We start from the raw sequence: 20,911 nt of genomic DNA, 5'->3' as shown, positions 1-20,911 counted from the left end.
TGTAGTAGAATGGAGAAAATAGTGGATTTTAGTAAATTATCGATGAAAAAAATCCGGGAACTGATCGTATTTACAGCGCTGATCGTAGTTGCATTGTGGAAATTTGATGTGGTTCTGGGCGTGATCAGGGCGATATGGGGGATTGTTTTCCCCTTCGCTCTTGGCGGTGCGATCGCGTTTGTGATCAATGTTCCGATGAGCTTTCTGGAGAAAAAATTATTTGGAAAGGCAAAAGAGAAAGGAAGTAAGGTGGCAGGAAAGCTTGCAAGACCGGTCAGCCTTCTTCTTACGATCGTACTGGTAGTGGGTGTGATCGTGCTTGTCATGTTCGGTCTGATTCCGCAGCTTACGGAAACAATTGGAAGTCTGATGAACAGTATTGCAGATTTTATTCCGCAGATGCAGAGCTGGGTACGAGAATTTACACACAATAACCGGGAAATCATGGATCTTGTGAACCAGATGGAGTTCAATCCGAATAAGGCAATCCAGTGGGGGATGAGTATTCTCGGAAATGGTGCGGGAAATTTTATGAATACAACGATGACAGCGGTTGGCTCCATCGTCAGTGGAGTTACTACATTTTTTATTGCCTTTTCCTTTGCCTGCTATATCCTTTTCCAGAAAGAAAAACTGCATGTGCAGGTGAGAAAAGTGTTTTTCGCGTTTATTCCCAAACGAAAAGCAGAAGTGATTCTTGAAGTGTGTTCCCTGACCTACCGCACCTTTGCGAATTTCCTCGCCGGGCAGTGCCTGGAAGCCGTCATCCTCGGCAGTATGTTCGTCATCACATTAAGCATATTGAAGATGCCGTATGCTCTGCTGATCGGAATCATTATCGCCTTTACAGCCCTGATCCCGATCTTCGGAGCCTTCATCGGCTGCGCACTCGGCTGCCTCCTGATCTTCATGGTGAGCCCGAAACAGGCAATTCTTTTTATCCTTGTATTCCTGATCCTCCAGCAGATCGAAGGTAATCTGATCTACCCACACGTAGTCGGCAGCTCCGTAGGTCTTCCCTCCATCTGGGTTCTCGCTGCAGTCACCGTCGGCGGTAACCTCCTGGGAATCGTAGGAATGCTCATCTTCATCCCACTGGTGTCTGTACTCTACACCCTCTTCCGGGAATATGTGTATTTGAGATTGAAAAAACAACACATTAAACGGGTAACAAAAACCGAGGTAGAAGAATACACTCAGGAAGAAATAGAGAAAATGCAAGCCTTATACAAAAGCGAACACCCTGAGAAAACCTTTGAATAAAGAAATGGTTTCCTACATATAAATGTATCGAAAACCGCAGCAAAAGCCTGCAACTTTGAGATGGAATCTCAAAGAGCAGGCTTTTCTACTCCCCATTTATAGTTTGGCGGAAAAGTATGACTTGTAGAATGTCAGCCGGGCGGAAAATAAATTGTGTTCAAATTCAATTTTTTGTGCAATGGAGACGAAACTCAGGAATCGTGGAAGCCATTGCTGAACACGATTCCCGCCTTAAGAGGTTCGTCGGAATGGTTTGCACAATTTGAATTTGAACACAATTTATTTTCCACCCGGCGTCCCCTCTCCCAACATTTCCCCAACTCAGAAAGGAGAAAAAATGCTCAACTACCTGTGGTCGGGAATGATTCTTATAGGCATCCTTTTTGCCGCTTTCTCCGGCAAAATGCCGGACATCACCACCGCCGCCTTAGATTCCTCCAAAGAAGCAGTCACCCTCTGCATCACCATGATGGGCGTCATGTCCTTCTGGACCGGACTTATGGAAATCGCAGAAAAATCCGGCATCCTGAAAACGGCAGCCGTCCGCCTTTCCCCTCTGATCCATTTCCTGTTTCCGGAACTGCCAAAAGATCATCCGGCAGAAAAACCAATCGCGGCAAACATCATTGCAAATGTACTCGGACTTGGCTGGGCGGCAACTCCGGCAGGTCTTGAAGCAATGGAAGAGCTTCAGAAGCTGGAAGAAGACCGCCGACTTGGAAAAGTGGCAGGACCGGTAAGAAAAAGAGGCGTTGCGAGCAACGAAATGTGTACATTTCTGATTGTAAATATTTCTTCACTGCAGCTGATCCCGGTGTCGGTGATCGCCTACCGGAGCCAGTATGGAAGCGTGAATCCGACAGCGGTTGTGGGACCAGGGATTGTGGCAACGGCGGTCAGTACCGGGGCGGCAATTTTGTTTTGCAGGATAATGGACCGGAAAAGCTAGAATTTCTGTAGCTTTTTGTAACATACCTTGACTAAAGTACAAAAAAACGCTATAATCAATATCACGGCAAAGCTTTAAACCATTGAAGTTTAAACCGCTAAAGTTTAAAGCTGTAAAGCCAAATCGGAAAAAGTTTGTTCGAAAAGAACATAGATGGAGGTATGTTATTATGAAAGCAAGAAAAATTTTAGCTGTATCACTTACTGCAGCAATGACACTGGCACTGGCTGCCTGTGGCGGAAGCTCAAGTTCGTCAGACAAAGGAGCTTCTTCAAAAGAATCATCATCAGACAAGGTATACAAGATCGGTATCTGCCAGCAGCTTGAGCATGCAGCTCTTGATGAGGCTACCAAAGGATTTGAAGAAGCCTGTGAAGAAAAATTCGGAAAAGACAATGTCAAATTTGATCTTCAGAACGGACAGGGCGAGCAGGCAAACTGTGCAACAATCGTGAATAACTTCGTAGCAGACAATGATGATCTGATTCTTGCAAATGCAACAACTGCTCTTCAGTGTGCAGCAGCTGCAACAAGCACAATTCCGATCCTCGGAACTTCTGTTACAGATTACGCGACAGCACTGGATATTTCAGACTGGACAGGCGCAACAGGAATGAACATTTCAGGTACATGTGACCTTGCACCGATCGACGAACAGGAAGCAATGTTAAAAGAGCTTGTTCCGGACGCAAAGACAGTAGGAATCCTCTACTGTTCAGCAGAACCGAACTCAGCATATCAGGCTAAGAAGTTCGAAGAAGCACTCGACAAAGATGGAATCAAATACAAAGAATACACAGCAGCAGACTCTAATGAAATCCAGTCTGTAGTAACAAGCGCAGTAGATGACTGTGATGCAATCTATATTCCGACAGACAACACAATGGCAGCAAATACAGAAATAATCAACAACATCTGCCTTCCGGCAAAGATTCCGGTAATCGCAGGAGAACAGGGAATCTGCTCAGGCTGTGGTATCGCTACTCTTTCTATCAGCTACTACGATATCGGATACAGAGCTGGTGAAATGGCTTATGAAATCCTCGTAGAAGGAAAAGACATTTCAACCATGGAAATCGAAAGTGCACCAAAAGTTACAAAGATGTATAACAAGACAATCTGTGACGAACTTGGAATCACTGTTCCGGACGATTACGAAGCAATTGAGGAATAATAAGTATTAGAAAGAGGCAGAAATCATGTATTTAGCAGCTTTAGATCCGATGGCTCTTGTGCGCGCCCTTCCGGGAAATGTAGCGCAGGGGATCATCTGGGGAATTATGGCGCTTGGCGTTTATATCACCTTCCGTATTCTGGATTTTGCGGATCTGACGGTTGACGGATCGTTGGCTACAGGTGGAGCGGTTGCAGTTATGCTGATCCGCGGCGGTATGAATCCGGCACTGGCACTTCTTTTCGCATTTCTGGCAGGTATGGCAGCCGGATTTGTGACAGGTATTTTACATACGTTTTTTGGAATTCCGGGCATTCTGGCCAGTATTCTGACGCAGATCGGACTTTACTCGGTGAATCTCGGAATCATGGGAAAATCCAATCAGGCAGTCAATGTTATGCAGTATAAATTGGTTGCATCGCTTCGTTATGTGACCGGCGAAGGAAGTGAACTGTTTTTTGTAAAGCTGATCGTGGCAGCACTTATCCTGATCGCAATTATTTACTGGTTCTTTGGAACTGAGCTTGGCGCATCGATCCGTGCAACCGGATGTAACCCGCAGATGGCAAGTGCACAGGGAATTAATACAGGCTTTACAAAGGTTCTGGCGCTTATGATCTCTAACGGACTTGTGGGACTTTCCGGTGGAATTTACGCACAGTACCAGGGAGCTGCCGATGTCAATATGGGACGTGGTGCCATTGTAATCGGACTTGCAGCTGTTATCATCAGCGAAGTTATTTTTGGAAAATTCTGTGCAGGCAGAAAAGCAGCCTTTGCATTTACACTTGGAGCAATTTTTATCGGAGCGATTATTTACTATATTGTAATCGCACTGGTATTGTGGCTGAAGATGCCTTCTGATTATATGAAACTGTTCTCAGCGGTAGTGGTTGCATGCTTCCTTGCAGTTCCGTACATGAAGGGTAAATATTTTACAAAGAAACGGAGGACTGCATAATGGGATATATGTTGGAAATCCAGAATATTCATAAAACCTTTAATCCGGGAACGATCAACGAAAAGGTCGCACTTAACGGAGTGAATCTGAACCTCAATCCAGGTGATTTCGTGACTATCATCGGTGGAAATGGTGCAGGAAAATCTACCACACTGAATGCGATCGCAGGAGTCTGGCCCGTAGACGAAGGAAAGATCATTGTTGACGGAGTGGATATTACAAAGCTTTCAGAGCATAAAAGAGCACTTTATCTGGGAAGAGTTTTCCAGGATCCGATGACTGGAACGGCGGCAACCATGTCGATTGAAGAAAATATGGCGATCGCAGCCAGACGAGGTGAGCGCAGAGGTCTTGGATGGGGGATTACGAAAAAAGAGAGGGAACGCTATAAAGAAGCCCTGAAAGAACTTGATCTTGGACTGGAAGACCGTCTGAGCAGTAAAGTCGGACTTCTTTCTGGTGGACAGCGTCAGGCGATCACTCTTTTGATGGCGTCTCTTAAGAAGCCAAAGCTCTTACTTCTGGACGAGCATACTGCAGCACTTGACCCGAAAACTGCGGCGAAGGTACTTGCCATCTCTGATAAGATCATTCAGGAGCACCAGCTTACTGCAATGATGGTAACACATAATATGAAGGATGCCATCGCGCACGGCAACCGCCTGATCATGATGCATGAAGGAAAAATTATCTACGATGTATCAGGAGAAGAGAAGAAGAATCTGAAGGTTGCAGATCTGCTGGCGAAGTTTGAAGAAGTCAGTGGCGGCGAGTTTGCGAATGACCGGATGATGTTGTCGTAGAGAATATTTGAAAATGAAATAATAGTAGAAAACAGGAACGAGGTTTTACGATTGATGTAGAGCCTCGTTTTTTTGCACGTCTTGTTTAAATGTACTATTAAAAAACAGAGCAGATTCTAAAATACTATAAAATTATAGAGAATGCCTATTAGTAATGCAGGATAGAAATTATCAATTGGACTTATAAATAGAGTAGTAGTATAATGAAAAACGCAGCGACAATGTAGAATATAGATTGTCGACAATGGTATATTATTAGGAGGTTTACAATGAAGAAGAAAGTAATCAGCGCTTTACTTTGTGCAGCTATGGCAGTTTCTATGCTTGCCGGATGCGGCGGATCAAAGTCAGACAGCAAAAAAGCTGACAAGAGCGCAACAGAATCAACAAAAGCAGCAAGTGATACATTTACATTTGCAATCGGTGGGGACACAGGTAATACACTGAATCCGATTACTGCAGATGACAGATGGGGACTTATGACATGTCATATGGTTTATTCACCTGCGTACTATATTTACCAGGATGGAACAATGGACTGGATTCTTGCAGAAAGCATGGATGCGTCAGAAGATGGTAAAGTTTATACGATGAAGTTAAAAGAAGGATTAAAGTGGAGCGATGGAGAACCGTTAACAGCAGATGATATTGTATTTACTTTTAATTCTATTAACGATATGAAGCAAAATCTTTATGTGGGTGGGGAACCGATTAAAGTTGAGAAAGTAGATGATACTACAGTAACATTTACACTTGCAGAACCAAGTGCATCTGTAGTAGAACTTCTGTCTGCAGAGACATTTATTCTTCCAAAGCATATCTTTGAAGGAAAAGGAAGCTTTGACGTAAATATGCTTGAAGATCAAGTTGTTGGATCTGGTCCATACATGCTTGAAGAATATAAGACAGGTGAACATCTTAAATTTGTGAAGAATCCGAACTACGCAAACGGAGAAGCAAATATTGATACAATCGTATACAGAATTATTGAAAATTCTGATACAGCAAGTCTTGCACTTCAGAAACAGGAAGTAGATGCACTGAGCGTAACTGTTGATCAGGTAGACACATTTGAAGGTGATGACAACTTTACCGTTTCAAAATACAGTGAAGGTCGTGTTTCTTATCTGAGACTGAACTCTGTTGCACCGAGTATGAAAGACAAAGATTATCGTGAAGGAATCTTCAGAGCTCTTAATCGTGATGAAATCATGACTGCAGCATTTACAAGTGAAGATTATTACAAATTAGGATATACATTCCTTCCGTACTCAAGCAGCTATTACACAGAAGACGGAGTTGAAAAGTGGGATCAGGATGTAGATAAAGCTAAGAAGCTTACTGCAGACGGTGCAAAATCCTTAAAACTCTGCTATGTCGAAGAAAGTACAGAACAGAAAAATGAAGCACTTACAATCCAGGCTGAATTAAAAGCAGTTGGTATTGATGTTGAGTTATGTGGTGTGAACCAGGCCGCATACATGAGTGCAGCTTATGATCTGGAATGTACAGATTATGATATGTTCCTTGGAGCATACGTAATGGGTATCGACCCGGATACATTTGCACCGCTGTTTGATTCAACAAAAGATAATATGATGAACTTCCACAATGCAGACATTGATGCGAAATTCAGTGAAGCAGCTACAACTCTTGATGATTCTAAGAGAAAAGAGCTGTATAGCGAACTTCAGGTTCTGGTATCAGAAGAAGCACTTCAGTATCCAATGGGTACAAGCATGAAGACAGTTGTTACAACTGCCCGTGTTGGAGGACTTGATGATGCACAGTTCGTACCGATTTATACATTCGGAGATGTATCAAAATTAACTTTAAAATAATGGATGACGGGGAGGAGGGTTAATAAGCCTCCTCCCTTTTTCAGCAGAAACTACATTTGGAGGAAGAGGAATGAAATATATTGTAAAACGTATTTTACAGGCAATTCCATTACTGCTTATCATTACATTTATCTGCTTTATGCTGATCAATCTTGCGCCGTATGATGCAATTGATTCAATTACGACACCGGATATGACAAAACAGGAGATAGAGGCAAAGCGAGAAGCGTATGGACTAAATGATCCTGTAATTGTTCAGTATGGAAGATGGCTTGGGAATATCTGCCGGGGTGAATTTGGTTATTCACTGAGATCCAGAACAAGCATTTCTTATGATCTTAAGAGCAGAATCTCGTCTACGATCAAACTGGTGTTGCCGTCATATCTGACAGCATTTTTACTGGCAATCGTATTAGGGCTGGTTGCCGGAAGTCATAAGAATCAGTGGCAGGATAAGCTGATCGATGGAATCTGTTCCATCGGAATTGCGACACCGACTTTCTGGTTTGCGATGATCATCATGTTTTTCTTTGGTTATAAGCTAGAGCTGTTCCCTCTGATGGGAATGCATACGATTGGAAAAGAAGATTCTATTCTGGATTTTCTGCAGCATTTTATTATGCCGTATGTAGTTCTTACTGTTGGATTTATCCCAGATCTGACCAGATATGTGCGTGGCTCTACAATTGGGCAGCTGAAAGAAGATTATGTAATTGTGCAGAAGTCATTTGGCGCAAGCAAAGCAGAGATTTTGTTCAGGCATGTCAGCAAGAATGTCCTTCTTCCGCTGATTACCAAACTTGGTATGGCGCTTCCGATGCTTGTAACCGGAGCGGTTATTACAGAGACGATCTTCTCATGGCCGGGTATCGGACCTTACTTTGTAAGTGCAGTACAGGCAATGGATTATCCGATCGTTATGAGTATTCTTGTGCTTTCAGGAACCCTTGTTATTCTCGGAAATCTGTTATCGGATATTTTATATTGTGTGACAGATCCTCGAATTAAGTCAATGAAATAGAGGGGTGTAAAGATGAAAAAGAAGAACAGAAGACTTGAGAATGTAAAATATGAGTTTAAACATAATAAACTGGCTATTTTTGCGGCGATATATTTGATTGCAATTATTTTAGTCAGTATTTTTGTTGTATTCAGCAGTGTAGATCCGGATGCTCTTGACGTAGCGCATAAACTGCAGTCACCGTCATCTGCACACTGGTTTGGAACAGATGAGCTGGGACGGGATTATTTTATCCGTGTATTATACGGTGGACGTGTATCGCTGGTTGTTGGGGTACTGGCGATGCTGACTTCGATTATAATTGGTGTAACCGTTGGTATGGTAGCTGGCTATTTTGGTGGAATTGTGGATAATATTCTGATGCGTATTGTTGATGTGTTCAGTTCTATTCCATGGATCATTATGGTAACCGTTGTCGGACTGTTATTTAAGAAAGGTCTTGCATCTATTATTATTGTAATTGGTCTGTTCAGTTGGATGGAAATTGCCAGACTGGTGCGTTCGGAAGTGCTTTCTGCAAAAGAGAGGGAGTATGTGCAGTATGCAGATTTTATCGGAATTCCTTCAGGAAAGGTTATCATGTCACACGTATTTCCGACCGTATTTCCAACGATCATCACAGCAGCAACAGCACAGATCGCAAGTGCGATCATGGTAGAAAGTTCACTTAGCTTCCTGGGACTTGGTGTTGCGGCACCGATGTCCAGCTGGGGAAGTCTGCTCCAGAGCTCACAGCAGTATCTTCAGAAGGCACCTTATATGGCAGTTCTGCCGGGCATTCTGATCATTCTGACCGTGTATTCTTTCAATAAATTAGGGGATGTACTTCGTGTGTTTGTAGAACCGAGAATTACAGCAGGTGATAAAGATGAGTAAGAAGAATGTATTAAATGTAAAAAATATGAATGTTTCTTTTAAAAGTCATGGACAGGAAGTAAAGGCTGTAAGAGGAGTCAGCTTCAGCGTGGATCAGGGTGAAATCGTAGGTCTGGTTGGAGAATCCGGAAGTGGAAAATCTGTAACCATGAAAGCAGTTATGGGGATTCTGCCGGACAATGCAGAGAGAACTGCTGAGTCTATCCTTTTAAATGAAAGAGAATTAAAAGATCTGTCGGATGAAGAATGCAGAAAGGTTCGTGGAAAAGAGATGACCATGATTTTCCAGGATCCGATGACCGCACTGAATCCACTGAAGAAAATCGGAAGCCAGATCGAGGAAGTTATTATCCGGCAGAAAAAATGTTCTAAGAATGAAGCGAAAGAAAAAGCATTAGAAATGCTGAAGAAAGTAGGTATCCCGAATCCGGAAGTCAGACTTGGACAGTATCCACATGAATTTTCAGGCGGTATGCGCCAGAGAGTTCTGATCGCGATGGCACTTGCCTGTGAACCGGAGCTGCTGATCGCAGACGAACCGACGACAGCACTTGATGTTACGATTCAGGCGCAGATCCTGGATCTTTTACATGAACTGAAGGATGAATTCCATACTTCGATCATGCTGATCACACATGATATGGGTGTTGTAGCAACTGTCTGTAGTAAGGTTATCATTATGTATGGTGGCCTGGTGATGGAAAGCGGTACGGTTGAAGAAGTATTTTATGAACCAAAGCATCCATATACAAAGGCACTTCTGAAAGCAATTCCTTCACTGGATCTGAAAGAAGGCGAGCGCTTACAGTCTATTCCGGGACTTCCGCCGTCACTGATTGATCCTCCGAAAGGATGTCCGTTTGCAGAACGCTGTGAGTATGCAACTGAGAGATGTAAAAATGAGAAACCAGAGTATACCGAATTTACAGAAACACACAGAGCAATGTGCTTTTTAAATGAGTAAGGTGGGGAGATAGATGAATAAAGAAATATTAATATCTGCAACGGATTTGAAGAAGTATTTCCCGGTTCATAAATTTATGGGCGGTAAGCAGTATGTAAAAGCGGTAGACGGTGTAAGTCTTGAGATCAATAAAGGCGAAACTTTTGGTCTGGTTGGAGAATCAGGCTGTGGAAAATCAACACTGGAACGTACCCTGATCCGTATGTATGATATCACAGATGGAAAAGTAACCTATAAAGGAAAAGATATCACAAATGAAAAAGCAAAGAATCTGCAGTGGATGAAAGACGAAGTACAGATCATTTTCCAGGATCCGTATTCAGCTCTGAATCCATTCTGGAATGTTCGCGAAATTATCAATGAGCCGCTGAAAAAAGCAGGGATGAGTGCAGCAGAAGCGGAAGAAAGAACTGAGTATCTGTTAAATAAAGTTGGAATGTCAAAAGCAGATATGGATAAATTCCCGTATGAATTTTCCGGTGGACAAAGACAGAGAATCGGAATCGCAAGAGCACTTTCAGTTAATCCGGAATTCATCGTATGTGATGAGCCGATCGCAGCCCTGGACGTATCGATCCAGGCACAGGTTGTCAATATGTTGGAAGATCTGCAGAACGAATTTGGTCTGACGTATCTTTTTGCAGCACATGACCTTTCAATGGTACGCTACATCAGTACCCGAATCGGAGTTATGTATCTTGGAACATTGGTTGAGGTGGCAGAGAGCAATGAACTTTATACCAATCCGATGCATCCGTACACAAAGGCACTGCTTTCTGCAATTCCGATCGTGGATCCGTTAAAAGCAAGAGAACATAAAAGAATCCAGCTCAAAGGCGAGCTGCCAAGTCCGATGAATATCCCGGAGGGCTGTCGTTTTGTGACTCGTTGTCCATATGCGACAGAAGCCTGTAAAAACGGTGTCCCGAAACTCCAGGAGATTTCCAAAGGACATTCCGTTGCATGCCATAGGGCAAAAGAAATCTTGTAAAGAAAATTGACATAAAAGTGTAAAGATGCTAGTATAATAAATAGAAAAGGTGCTACCGATGACGGTTCGCCTGATATTATTTGGTTATTAAAAATAACCGCTCATGTTTTCTCAGGACGATGGGCGGTTATTTTTGCGTCTTGGAATCATGCTTTCCACGCACATACCCAAGACTGTAAAAAGTCGCACACAGTGAAATCACTGCAATAAGGTCAGTAATGGTCAGCATAAGCTAGTTCTCCTTTCCAAGATTTCTCAATTAAGAGATGATCTATGTAATCGGAGCTATGAACCCTCCGCACAAAGCGAACCGCCATTCACGTCAGTGTGAAATAGCACCTTGAACTTATGGTAACAAACATAAAGAAGAAAATCAATATAAAATAAAATGACAGAATTGTCTAATCCATCAATTGCAATTCATACAATTTCTTATACAACCCATCCTTCGCCAGCAGCTCCTGATGGGTTCCGGATTCTTTTATTTCCCCGTGATGCATCACAATAATTTTATCCGCATGCTGAATCGTAGAAAGTCGGTGTGCGACCATGATCGTAGTTCTTCCATCCATCAGCCGCGCAAGTGCCTGTGTGATCAGTGTCTCGGTTTCTGTATCGATGTTGGCAGTTGCTTCATCGAGAACAAGGATCTTCGGATCATAAGCAAGTGTCCGTGCGAAGGACAAAAGCTGGCGCTGCCCGGCAGATAGAGTACTTCCGCGCTCTGTGACCGGCTCATCATATCCGTGCGGCAGTTTCTGAATAAATGGATCTGCATTTACAATTTCGGCAGCCCGTCTGACATCGTCCGGTGAGATTGCTTCATTATTCAGCGAGATATTACTTTTGATGTCTCCGGTGAAGATGAAGACATCCTGCTGAACCTGACCAATCGCACCGCGGAGCACATCCAGATCAATTTCATGAATATCAATCCCATCAATCAGGATCTGTCCCTTCTGAATATCAAAATATCTTCCGATCAGATTTAAAATTGTAGATTTTCCTGCTCCGGTAGCGCCGACAAAAGCAGCTTTTTCACCCGGATGGATTACAAAACTTACATCTTTTAAAATATAATTTTCCTCTTCGTAGGCAAACCAGACATGGCGGAATTCAATTTCACCAAGAATATTGACCGGAGTCGGATCGGCCGGAGATACGATCTCTGGTTTTACATCAAGAACACTGAAAATCTTTTCTGCGGAAGCAATGGAAGACTGCAGGGTTCCAAGCTGTTCGGAAAGCTCCTGGATTGGCTCGAAAAAGGAGCTGATGTAGGTGATAAACACGAACAGGGTTCCGAGAGAAAGACTTCCATTTAACACAGAAAGGCTTCCGGTACGGATGACAAGGATCATGGCAATGATCGAAACCAGATAGATTGAAGGCCGGAAGATCGCAAAAGTCATGATCTCGCGGAAATTGGCACGGTACAGTTCCATAGATTTGCCTTCAAATTCACTGTATTTCTCTTTTTCACGTGCAAAGATCTGGATCAGCTTCATACCGGAAATATGTTCGGACAGGAAGGTGTTCAGCTCTGTGATTTTATTTCTTGTGATCTGGTAAGCTTTTCTGGAGAGATGCCGGAAAACAAAAGTCAGGATTGCAACCAGAGGTAAAAGCAGGAAGGATATACCTGCCATTTTCACATTAATTGAGAGCATGACAGCAGCGTAACCAATAATCTTTACAACGTTTTTAAAAAGTTTCACAAGAATGGTGGAAAACAGTTCGTTGACTGCTTCAGTATCGTTAGATACACGGGTTACGAGCTTGCCAACCGGTGTTGTATTGAAAAAAGAAAGTGACAGGCTGTGTATATGTGTAAATGTTTCTTCACGCAGTTTGTACACGATCTGCTGGCCCATCTTTTGCAAAAGCCAGGTGTCGGCAAGGTTCAGGAAAAATCCGCTAAAAAGCAGCAGAAGAAACAGGATTCCGGCTTTTGAGATCCCCTTAAAATCATTTTGTCTTAAAACCTTCAGATCATTGGAAGTAAGCTTCTGCGCACCTTCTCTGACATAATTTTTTAAAACAGATGTATCGGCATTTTGCAGTGCGGTACATTCAGATCGGGTGAGATTTTCTGCCATGTAATAGTGATCCTTCCAGAGAAAAATCTGATAAAAGGAAGCAGAATCCGCCGCGGATACCGCCTGGTCGCGCGACAGTACAAGGCCGTTCCAGTTTACAGCGTCCGGAGCGGAAACGTCGGCTTCTGCATACGGATGATAATAACCATTGATGTACTGGTCGATTGCATTTCCGACGATGATCGGGCGGTAAAGTTCCACAGCAATGATGAAGAGAACCAGGACAGTTGCCAGTGTCATTACCCATTTATGCGGTTTTAGATAACTTAAAAGTCGTTTCATCTTAGGGCTACCTCCTGTTCTCCAATGGAAGCTTCCAACTGTTGCTTTTCAAACATATCTTTATAAATGCCATTTTTCTGAATCAGTTCGGTGTGTGTTCCAAGCTCTTTCATTTCCCCATTTTCAAGTACCATGATCAGATCGGCATGCTGTACTGTGGAAATGCGGTGTGCGATCAGGATTGTTGTTTTCCCTTTACGATCGTCCCTGAGATTATGCAGGATATGTTCTTCCGTATCGGTGTCGACAGCGGAAAGGGAGTCATCAAGGATCAGGATCGGCGCATTTTTCATCAGGGCGCGGGCGATGGAGCTGCGCTGTTTCTGACCGCCGGAAAGCGTAACGCCACGTTCGCCGACGATCGTATCATAGTTGTCCGGAAAATTTGCAATATTATCGTGAATGCAGGCTGATTTTGCTGCGGCGATAATACGGCTCATATCCTGTGACTTTGTGCCGAATGCAATATTTGCTTTCAGAGTATCGGAAAAAAGAAAATTATCCTGTGGTACATAAGCAATATTTTCACGCAGAGTTTTCAGCGGAATTGTGTTGATATCATGGTCATCCAGATAAATCATGCCTGGCTCGGTGTTGTAAAGCCGGAGCAGAAGATTGACCAGAGTGGACTTTCCGTTGCCGGTGCGCCCGATGATGGCAAGGGTTGTCCCGGATGGGATGTCCAGATTGATATCATGCAGTACCGGAGAAGTATTGCCAAGGTGTGCAAAGGTCAGGTGATCAAAACGGATATCCCCGTGCAGGGTGTCTAAAGTCGTGACAGAAGCAGTATCTTTTACATTTGTCTGCGCTTCCAGAATTTCCTGTACACGGCGGATGGATGCAGTTCCCTGGGAAAACATGACAGCAGCTTCCGAACAGGCGAGCATCGGCCATACCAGCATATTGACATACTGATTGAAAGCTACGAAGCGTCCGAGCGTAATCTGTCCGATCAGGGCAAGGTACCCCCCATAAAGGAGTGAGGCAAGACTGGAAAATCCGATGATCACATCCAGAAGCGGGATCAGGATGGCTTCCAGCTTTGCGATGCGCATACTTTTATCCATGGTATCCTGGTTCTTTTTGGAAAAAGAAAGGATTTCTGCCTGCTTGCGGACAAAGGCCTTGATCACACGGATCCCGGAGAAGCTTTCCTGTACAAAGTCGGCAAGATTGGAAACACTGTCCTGACGTTCGGTGTAGAGGTCATCCAGTACCTTTCCGTAATGCATATAGCCGAGGCAGATAATGACCATCGGGATCAGTGCCAGAAGTGTCAGTTTTATATTGACATAATACATCATCTGGCAGACGACCAGGAGCGTCATGACTACGGAATCAAAGATGCAGATGACAGCAGGGCCAAGTGCCATGCGTACCGCATTTAAGTCACTGGTAAACCGGGTCATCAGATCACCTGTTTTGTGGCTGTTGTAGTATTCCACATCCATAGTTTCCAGATGGGAAAACATTTCATTACGCAGTTCACGCTCGATAATACGTGCGGTTCCAAAAAGAAAATAACGCCACAAAAAACGGCCGACTGCAAGCAGAAGACCAATCAGAAAGATTCCAAGAAGACAGGTACGAATGGAACTCCAGGTGATGCTGCGCGCGGTAAGACCGTCGGTAATGATACCGGTAAGTTTTGGAATAAATACACTTGCCGCATCTACAGCAAAAAGAGTAAGGATTCCAGCAATATAGCGATATTTGTATCGCCTGACATATTGCATGATAAAGGGCAGTGGTTTCATATCAATGCCTCCTGAAAATGATAAAATTTTTCTATATAAACTATTATAGAGGATAGAACCTGGGGTGTCAAAGATTCCGTCAAATAAACGGGAAATACTTTGTGAAACAGGGGAAATTTCGTGAAAACGACAATTGCAATTTAAGATACATTTTTCTATAATGACGAGAGGTAAAATGTTAATGAGATAAACAGAGGGAATATATGAAAACATTACAAAAAGATTTGACGACCGGGAATCCGGGAAAAATTATTTTTAATTTCACACTGCCGATCTTCATTGGAAATGTATTTCAGCAGTTCTACAGTATGGCGGATACGATTATCGTAGGAAAGTTCGTGGGAACCAAAGCACTTGCGGCTGTTGGAAGTACGGGAACGATCATGTTTCTGATCAATGGATTTATTCTGGGAATGACGGCAGGATTTACTGTACTTACGGCACAGAAATTTGGTGCGGGTGATATGAAAGCAATGCGCAAGACTGTAGGAAATGCCGCGATTCTGGCGATTATTATGTCTCTTATTATGACTGTGTTCGGAATGATGGCAATGAAACCGCTTCTTGGGATTATGCAGACACCGGATGATATTTTCAAGGATGCCTATGCGTATATTATGGTAATCTGTGGCGGAATTGCGGCGCAGATGCTATATAACTTTTTATCCAGTGTCTTGCGGGCACTTGGTAACAGCAAGGTTCCGCTATATTTCCTGATTCTTGCGGCGTTGCTCAACATTGTGCTGGATATGGTATTTATCATTGCGTTTCACATGGGCGCGGCCGGTGCGGCATGGGCGACCGTGATTTCACAGGGGATTTCGGGAATCCTGTGTCTGGTATATATTATGAAGGCGGTTCCGATTCTGCATTTACATAAGGAGGACTGGCGTCCGAGCGGACATCTGCTGAAGATCCAGCTTGCAGTCGGAATCCCGATGGCGCTTCAATATTCGATCACAGCGATCGGAACCATGATGGTACAGACCGCCTTGAATCTGCTTGGCTCCACACAGGTAGCGGCATTTACCGCAGCGAATAAGATAGAGCAGATCGTGACGCAGGCATATGTTGCGATGGGAACCACGATGGCAACCTATTGCGCACAGAATATTGGAGCAGGTAAGATCAAAAGGATCCGTCAGGGATTTAAGTCAATTACGATCATGGGAAGTATCTATTCAGTCGTAGTTGCGGCGATCATTATGACGGTTGGAAAATATATGACGTATCTGTTCCTGTCTGGGGATCTGACAGAAATTATGCGTTCCGTGGATATTTACCTGAAGTGCGTCGGTACTTTCTTTATTCCTCTTACTGTTGTAAATGTTTACCGGAATGGAATCCAGGGAATGGGATATGGACTGCTTCCGATGATGGCTGGTGTGGCTGAGCTGGTTGGCAGGGGCGTTGTTGCCATGATCGCGGCAGGGCAGAAGAGTTACTTTGGGGTATGCATGGCAAGTCCGGCGGCATGGATCCTGGCAAGTGTGTTGCTGATCGTGATGTATTATTATGTGATCCACCAGAATGAGAAGCGGTTTGCGAAGTATGCGGATGAGGAATAGAAAAGTTTTCTTTATAAAGCAAACGGAATGAATAACAGCTCCGGCGAATATACTTTTTAGTAAAGTGGTTCGCCAGGAGCTGTTTTTATGCGCCTTTTTTTATACATATCTGACTTTATAGTCCCTTTTATGATTTTGTCCATTCTTATATATGGAATTTTGGCAGGAGTGAATGTATATGATACTTTTATTCAGGGAGCAAAGCGTGGATTTTGGACGGTCGTGCGGCTGATGCCGACGTTGATCGGATTGATGGCGGCAGTGGGGATTTTGCGTGCATCGGGTTTCCTGGAATTTATATCGGAAATAATTGGAAATGTGACGGAGCAGATTGGATTTCCAGGGGCACTGGTTCCGCTTACGATTGTGAAAATGTTTTCGTCCTCTGCCGCAACGGGATTATTGCTTGATATCTATAAGGAATTTGGAACGGATTCGAGAAACGGAATGATCGCTTCAATTTCGATGGCGTGTACAGAAACGATTTTCTATACGATGTCTGTGTATTTTATGTCAGCAAAGGTGAAAAAAACCAGGTATACTCTTGCCGGAGCACTTATTGCAACATTTGCAGGGCTTGCAGCGAGTGTGTGGCTGGCAGCACTTGTATAAATAAAAGTTGTATATAAAAATTATCGAATGTTGTATTCAGATTTTTTTGAAAAATGTATATATCGCACAATAAAAATGACTACAATTAACAAAAAATGTGCAAAATCTTGACAAAGAATGGAGAGAAACATAGAATATAGTCTATAGATGGTTCGAATCCAATTTTTATACGAAAAGGAGCAAAACATGAACGCAGCAGAAATTATTAAAAAAGATTTGGATGCAATTTATATTGGGAATCTGAGCACGGTAGATGACAATCTTACACTCCCGGAGAACGGAAAATATGGTGCTCAATTTACTTGGGAGACAGGGGAAGAAAGATTTATTGATAATACAGGAAAGGTACATCGTCCACTGCATGGCATGGGAAACCGTAAAGTTACACTGACGGTTACCGCAACATATGAAGGATATAGTGAGTCAAGAGAATATGTGGCGACCGTATTGCAGGAAGCAAAAGAAAATATCGTAAAAGAAGTACGTAAAGTCGTCCTTAATGCACTGGTCGGTGAAGAAGCACATCTTCCGTCTGTTGTGATCGTATACACAGAAGATGGACGCCGCATGACAATGCCGGTGAAATGGAATACATATGAGCCGGCAAAAGAAGAGACAGTGGTTGCAGTTGCAGGTGTGATCGATGGAACAGAAAAGGAAGCATCTGCAGAGATCCATTATAAAAAGGAAATAGTACCAGTAAAAGGACCGGAGAAAAAAGTGGGTTATTTTCCACTTGGACAGGTTCGGTTGAAAGAAGGAACTCTTTATTATAAATACCAGAAGCTGATGGAAGAATATCTTCTTGGAATTGACGATGACCAGATGCTTTATAATTTCCGCAAAGCGACCGGACTGGATACAAAAGGGGCACCTCCGATGACCGGTTGGGATGAGGAAAGCTGTAAACTGAAAGGGCACACGACAGGACATTATCTGTCAGGTATTGCACTTGCATTTGCGGCAACCGGCAATCCAAAATTTTTAGATAAAGTCAATTACATGGTAGCAGAGCTGAAAAAGTGCCAGGATGCATTTGCGGCAACCGGCAAATATCACAGAGGATTTTTAAGTGCATACTCAGAGGAACAGTTCGATCTTCTGGAAGTATATACCAAGTATCCGGAAATCTGGGCTCCATATTATACTTTGGATAAGATTATGTCCGGATTATATGATTGTCATGTGTTTGCCGGAAATGAGACGGCAAAAGAGATCCTGGATTTGATGGGAGACTGGGTATATGACAGGCTTTCCCGTCTGCCAAAAGAAACTCTGGATAAAATGTGGGCAATGTATATTGCAGGCGAGTTTGGTGGTATGCTTGGAACAATGGTAAAAGTCTATGAGCTGACCGGAAAAGAAAATCATCTGAAGGCTGCAAAACTTTTTGAAAATGAAAAGTTATTCTATCCGATGGAAGAAGAATGCGATACATTGGAGGATATGCATGCAAACCAGCATATTCCGCAGATTATCGGTGCAATGGATCTGTATCGGGCAACTGGTGATGAGATTTATTGGGAAATCGGAAAGAATTTCTGGAATATCGTGACTGGTGGACATACATATTGTATCGGTGGGGTTGGTGAGACTGAGATGTTCCATCGTGCAAATACAACGTGTTCTTATCTTACGGATAAGGCTGCTGAAAGCTGTGCAAGTTATAATATGCTGCGCCTGACCAGTCAGTTATTTGAATATACGCGAAGCGGCAATCTGATGGATTATTATGATAATACGCTGAGAAATCATATCCTGACATCAAGTAGTCATAAATGTGATGGTGGAACGACTTATTTTCTTCCACTTGGTCCGGGTGGCAGAAAAGAATTCTTCCTTTCAGAGAATTCCTGCTGTCATGGAACCGGTATGGAGAGCAGATTCCGCTATATGGAAAATATTTATGCGCAGGATGAAGATACGCTTTACATTAACCTTCTTGTAGATTCCGTGCTGACGGACGAAAATGGAAAAACGATGATCGAACTTCAGAGTGTGGATGAAGAAGGTGTAATGGAAATCCGTTGCCAAAAGGATCAGAAAAAAGTTCTTAAAATCCATATTCCGGCATGGGGACAGAAGGATTTTAACGTGTCTGTAAATGGAAAAGTTCTTGCAGATACAGCACTTCATGATGGTTATCTGGTAATTGATGCAGATCCGAAAGCCGGAGATGTGATCCGACTGGAACTTCCGATGGAATTCCGTGTGTTGGATAACAAGTCTGATGCGGCATTTGTCAATTTTGCATATGGGCCATATATTCTTGCGGCACTTTCAGAGGAAAAAGAATTCCTTACAGCACCGGCAGTAGAAGAAATTCATATGGTTGATGGAAAATTACAGTTTGAAGCGAATGGAATGAAGATGATCCCTCTTCCGGAAGTAGATATGGAAGCTTATCATGTATATTTTCATAAAGAATAAAAATAAGAAATAAAAAGCAGGAGTGTGCAGTTAAAAAATGTACACTCCTGCTTTTTAGTCATATCAGTTATATCATACTTTTGCGAAGACAAGAGATTTAATGAGAGATTTAAATAAAATCTTCTTGACGGATTCTGCAAAACAGTGGATAATATTGCACAGTAATCACATGTGACAAGACAGTAGATTATACACTAAAAGAATGACAGGAGCAGGAGAAAGTTATGAAAGAGTTTCTAAGAAAGAAAAATATTATCTTTTCAGCGAAGCGATACGGAATCGATGCGCTTGGTGCAATGGCGCAGGGACTGTTTGCATCGCTTCTGATCGGTACGATTATCAGTACACTCGGAGAACAGCTTGGTATAGGAATCCTTGTAACAGTAGGCGGTTATGCGAAAGGAGCAACCGGAGCTGCGATGGCAGTTTCGATCGGAGTAGCACTTCAGTGTCCGTCACTTGTATTGTTTTCACTGGCAGCAGTCGGAATGGCAGCGAATGAACTTGGGGGTGCCGGAGGACCGCTTGCGGTTTTGGTCGTTACGATTTTTGCAGCAGAATTTGGGAAACTGGTTTCAAAAGAAACAAAAATAGATATTATTGTGACACCATTTGTGACGATCTGTGTGGGAGTTCTGCTTTCACTTGGATGCGCACCGGCGATCGGAGCAGCGGCAAGTACCGTGGGAACTGCGATCATGTGGGCGACTGAACTGCAGCCTTTCTTTATGGGAATTCTTGTGTCGGTGATCGTTGGTATTGCGCTGACACTTCCGATCAGCAGTGCAGCGATCTGTGCGGCACTTTCACTTACCGGGCTTGCAGGAGGTGCTGCTGTAGCCGGCTGCTGTGCACAGATGGTTGGTTTTGCGGTTATGAGTTTTAAGGAAAATAAATGGGGAGGTCTTTTTGCGCAGGGGATCGGAACTTCAATGCTCCAGATGGGAAACATCGTGAGAAACCCGAGAATCTGGCTCCCGCCGACACTGGCATCCGCAATTACCGGTCCGGTCGCAACCTGTATCTTCCATCTGAAGATGAACGGTGCGGCAGTGGCATCCGGAATGGGAACCTGCGGACTGGTCGGACAGATTGGTGTGTACACAGGCTGGGTAAATGATATTGCTGCGGGAACAAAGGCTGCGATCACCGGAATGGACTGGGCAGGTCTTGTGCTGATCTGCTTCATCCTTCCGGCAGTACTTTCCTGGGCAATTGCGATTCCGATGAGAAAATGTGGCTGGATCAAGGAAAATGATCTGAAGCTGGATTTGTAGATTCGGGTGTAAATTATATAAAAATGTGTTTGAGGGGTTA

General features: G+C 43.4%; 16 protein-coding genes. 14 read left to right on the top strand and 2 right to left on the bottom strand.

The genetic code is table 11. From position 1 onward, the window contains the following. Window positions 1–21: 21 nt before the first annotated feature. The 10 genes from ACYQ5K_RS09595 (at window position 22) to ACYQ5K_RS09550 (ending at window position 10,843) form a co-directional block, all read left to right on the top strand. Window positions 22–1,263, top strand: a complete 1,242-nt coding sequence (locus ACYQ5K_RS09595; RefSeq protein ID WP_242860803.1) for an AI-2E family transporter — start codon at window positions 22–24, stop codon at window positions 1,261–1,263. A 337-nt stretch (window positions 1,264–1,600) separates the two neighbouring features. Continuing rightward, window positions 1,601–2,212 carry a hypothetical protein gene (locus tag ACYQ5K_RS09590; RefSeq protein ID WP_055248119.1) on the top strand — a complete coding sequence of 204 codons (612 nt, stop codon included), beginning with the start codon at window positions 1,601–1,603 and terminating at the stop codon, window positions 2,210–2,212. A gap of 169 nt (window positions 2,213–2,381) precedes the next feature. Beyond that, window positions 2,382–3,386, top strand: coding sequence for an ABC transporter substrate-binding protein (locus ACYQ5K_RS09585; protein WP_055248121.1), 1,005 nt, complete (start codon window positions 2,382–2,384; stop codon window positions 3,384–3,386). 25 nt (window positions 3,387–3,411) lie between these two features. Beyond that, entirely contained in the window at window positions 3,412–4,347 is a 936-nt protein-coding gene (locus tag ACYQ5K_RS09580) for an ABC transporter permease (RefSeq protein ID WP_055248123.1), read from the top strand. Between the two features lie 8 nt (window positions 4,348–4,355). Continuing rightward, window positions 4,356–5,150: an ABC transporter ATP-binding protein gene (locus tag ACYQ5K_RS09575; protein WP_172676597.1), complete on the top strand. Its 795-nt coding sequence runs from the start codon at window positions 4,356–4,358 to the stop codon at window positions 5,148–5,150. Between the two features lie 269 nt (window positions 5,151–5,419). Further along, the gene (locus tag ACYQ5K_RS09570) at window positions 5,420–6,991 is read left to right on the top strand and encodes an ABC transporter substrate-binding protein (RefSeq protein WP_055248127.1); all 1,572 of its coding nucleotides are present in this window, start codon (window positions 5,420–5,422) and stop codon (window positions 6,989–6,991) included. 70 nt (window positions 6,992–7,061) lie between these two features. Continuing rightward, window positions 7,062–8,012: an ABC transporter permease gene (locus ACYQ5K_RS09565; protein WP_459777498.1), complete on the top strand. Its 951-nt coding sequence runs from the start codon at window positions 7,062–7,064 to the stop codon at window positions 8,010–8,012. A gap of 12 nt (window positions 8,013–8,024) precedes the next feature. Next, window positions 8,025–8,888: an ABC transporter permease gene (locus ACYQ5K_RS09560; protein WP_055248132.1), complete on the top strand. Its 864-nt coding sequence runs from the start codon at window positions 8,025–8,027 to the stop codon at window positions 8,886–8,888. Next, window positions 8,881–9,852, top strand: a complete 972-nt coding sequence (locus ACYQ5K_RS09555; RefSeq protein ID WP_055248134.1) for an ABC transporter ATP-binding protein — start codon at window positions 8,881–8,883, stop codon at window positions 9,850–9,852. The genes ACYQ5K_RS09560 and ACYQ5K_RS09555 overlap by 8 nt, the downstream gene beginning before the upstream one ends. A 13-nt stretch (window positions 9,853–9,865) precedes the next feature. Further along, window positions 9,866–10,843, top strand: a complete 978-nt coding sequence (locus ACYQ5K_RS09550; RefSeq protein WP_055248136.1) for an ABC transporter ATP-binding protein — start codon at window positions 9,866–9,868, stop codon at window positions 10,841–10,843. A gap of 401 nt (window positions 10,844–11,244) precedes the next feature. Here ACYQ5K_RS09550 and ACYQ5K_RS09545 read toward each other — a convergent pair whose 3' ends face one another. Together ACYQ5K_RS09545 and ACYQ5K_RS09540 are read right to left on the bottom strand one after the other, a co-directional pair. Further along, complete coding sequence (locus ACYQ5K_RS09545; RefSeq protein WP_459777497.1) at window positions 11,245–13,224, bottom strand: ABC transporter ATP-binding protein; 1,980 nt, start codon at window positions 13,222–13,224, stop codon at window positions 11,245–11,247. Beyond that, entirely contained in the window at window positions 13,221–14,984 is a 1,764-nt protein-coding gene (locus ACYQ5K_RS09540) for an ABC transporter ATP-binding protein (protein WP_173688820.1), read from the bottom strand. Before ACYQ5K_RS09540 ends, ACYQ5K_RS09545 begins: the two co-directional genes overlap by 4 nt. 203 nt (window positions 14,985–15,187) lie before the next feature. Between ACYQ5K_RS09540 and ACYQ5K_RS09535 the strand changes: the two genes are divergently transcribed. From ACYQ5K_RS09535 to ACYQ5K_RS09520, 4 genes are all read left to right on the top strand, one after another. Next, the gene (locus ACYQ5K_RS09535) at window positions 15,188–16,552 is read left to right on the top strand and encodes an MATE family efflux transporter (protein ID WP_459777496.1); all 1,365 of its coding nucleotides are present in this window, start codon (window positions 15,188–15,190) and stop codon (window positions 16,550–16,552) included. A gap of 87 nt (window positions 16,553–16,639) precedes the next feature. Continuing rightward, window positions 16,640–17,164 carry a spore maturation protein gene (locus ACYQ5K_RS09530; RefSeq protein WP_178025526.1) on the top strand — a complete coding sequence of 175 codons (525 nt, stop codon included), beginning with the start codon at window positions 16,640–16,642 and terminating at the stop codon, window positions 17,162–17,164. Window positions 17,165–17,350: 186 nt separating this feature from the next. Then, window positions 17,351–19,594 (top strand): beta-L-arabinofuranosidase domain-containing protein, encoded by a 2,244-nt coding sequence (locus ACYQ5K_RS09525; protein ID WP_459777495.1) that lies wholly within the window; start codon window positions 17,351–17,353, stop codon window positions 19,592–19,594. Window positions 19,595–19,818: 224 nt separating this feature from the next. After that, a complete protein-coding gene (locus ACYQ5K_RS09520) occupies window positions 19,819–20,871 on the top strand; it encodes a PTS transporter subunit IIC (RefSeq protein ID WP_178025539.1) in 1,053 nt (350 codons plus the stop codon). The last annotated feature ends 40 nt before the right edge of the window (window positions 20,872–20,911 follow it).

The organism is Allocoprococcus similis (assembly GCF_054660775.1).
The sequence above is the reverse complement of the archived record's forward strand: the minus strand, read 5'-3'. Positions and strand labels throughout refer to the sequence as shown.

What these genes read in the sequence shown, in the direction of transcription:
- ACYQ5K_RS09555 (WP_055248134.1), top strand. Translation starts at nt 8,881, where the DNA reads ATGAGTAAGAAGAATGTATTAAATGTAAAAAATATGAATGTTTCTTTT.
- ACYQ5K_RS09540 (WP_173688820.1), bottom strand. Translation starts at nt 14,984, where the DNA reads ATGAAACCACTGCCCTTTATCATGCAATATGTCAGGCGATACAAATAT.
- ACYQ5K_RS09560 (WP_055248132.1), top strand. Translation starts at nt 8,025, where the DNA reads ATGAAAAAGAAGAACAGAAGACTTGAGAATGTAAAATATGAGTTTAAA.
- ACYQ5K_RS09545 (WP_459777497.1), bottom strand. Translation starts at nt 13,224, where the DNA reads ATGAAACGACTTTTAAGTTATCTAAAACCGCATAAATGGGTAATGACA.
- ACYQ5K_RS09585 (WP_055248121.1), top strand. Translation starts at nt 2,382, where the DNA reads ATGAAAGCAAGAAAAATTTTAGCTGTATCACTTACTGCAGCAATGACA.
- ACYQ5K_RS09550 (WP_055248136.1), top strand. Translation starts at nt 9,866, where the DNA reads ATGAATAAAGAAATATTAATATCTGCAACGGATTTGAAGAAGTATTTC.
- ACYQ5K_RS09570 (WP_055248127.1), top strand. Translation starts at nt 5,420, where the DNA reads ATGAAGAAGAAAGTAATCAGCGCTTTACTTTGTGCAGCTATGGCAGTT.
- ACYQ5K_RS09525 (WP_459777495.1), top strand. Translation starts at nt 17,351, where the DNA reads ATGAACGCAGCAGAAATTATTAAAAAAGATTTGGATGCAATTTATATT.
- ACYQ5K_RS09565 (WP_459777498.1), top strand. Translation starts at nt 7,062, where the DNA reads ATGAAATATATTGTAAAACGTATTTTACAGGCAATTCCATTACTGCTT.
- ACYQ5K_RS09530 (WP_178025526.1), top strand. Translation starts at nt 16,640, where the DNA reads ATGCGCCTTTTTTTATACATATCTGACTTTATAGTCCCTTTTATGATT.
- ACYQ5K_RS09575 (WP_172676597.1), top strand. Translation starts at nt 4,356, where the DNA reads ATGTTGGAAATCCAGAATATTCATAAAACCTTTAATCCGGGAACGATC.
- ACYQ5K_RS09535 (WP_459777496.1), top strand. Translation starts at nt 15,188, where the DNA reads ATGAAAACATTACAAAAAGATTTGACGACCGGGAATCCGGGAAAAATT.
- ACYQ5K_RS09590 (WP_055248119.1), top strand. Translation starts at nt 1,601, where the DNA reads ATGCTCAACTACCTGTGGTCGGGAATGATTCTTATAGGCATCCTTTTT.
- ACYQ5K_RS09580 (WP_055248123.1), top strand. Translation starts at nt 3,412, where the DNA reads ATGTATTTAGCAGCTTTAGATCCGATGGCTCTTGTGCGCGCCCTTCCG.
- ACYQ5K_RS09520 (WP_178025539.1), top strand. Translation starts at nt 19,819, where the DNA reads ATGAAAGAGTTTCTAAGAAAGAAAAATATTATCTTTTCAGCGAAGCGA.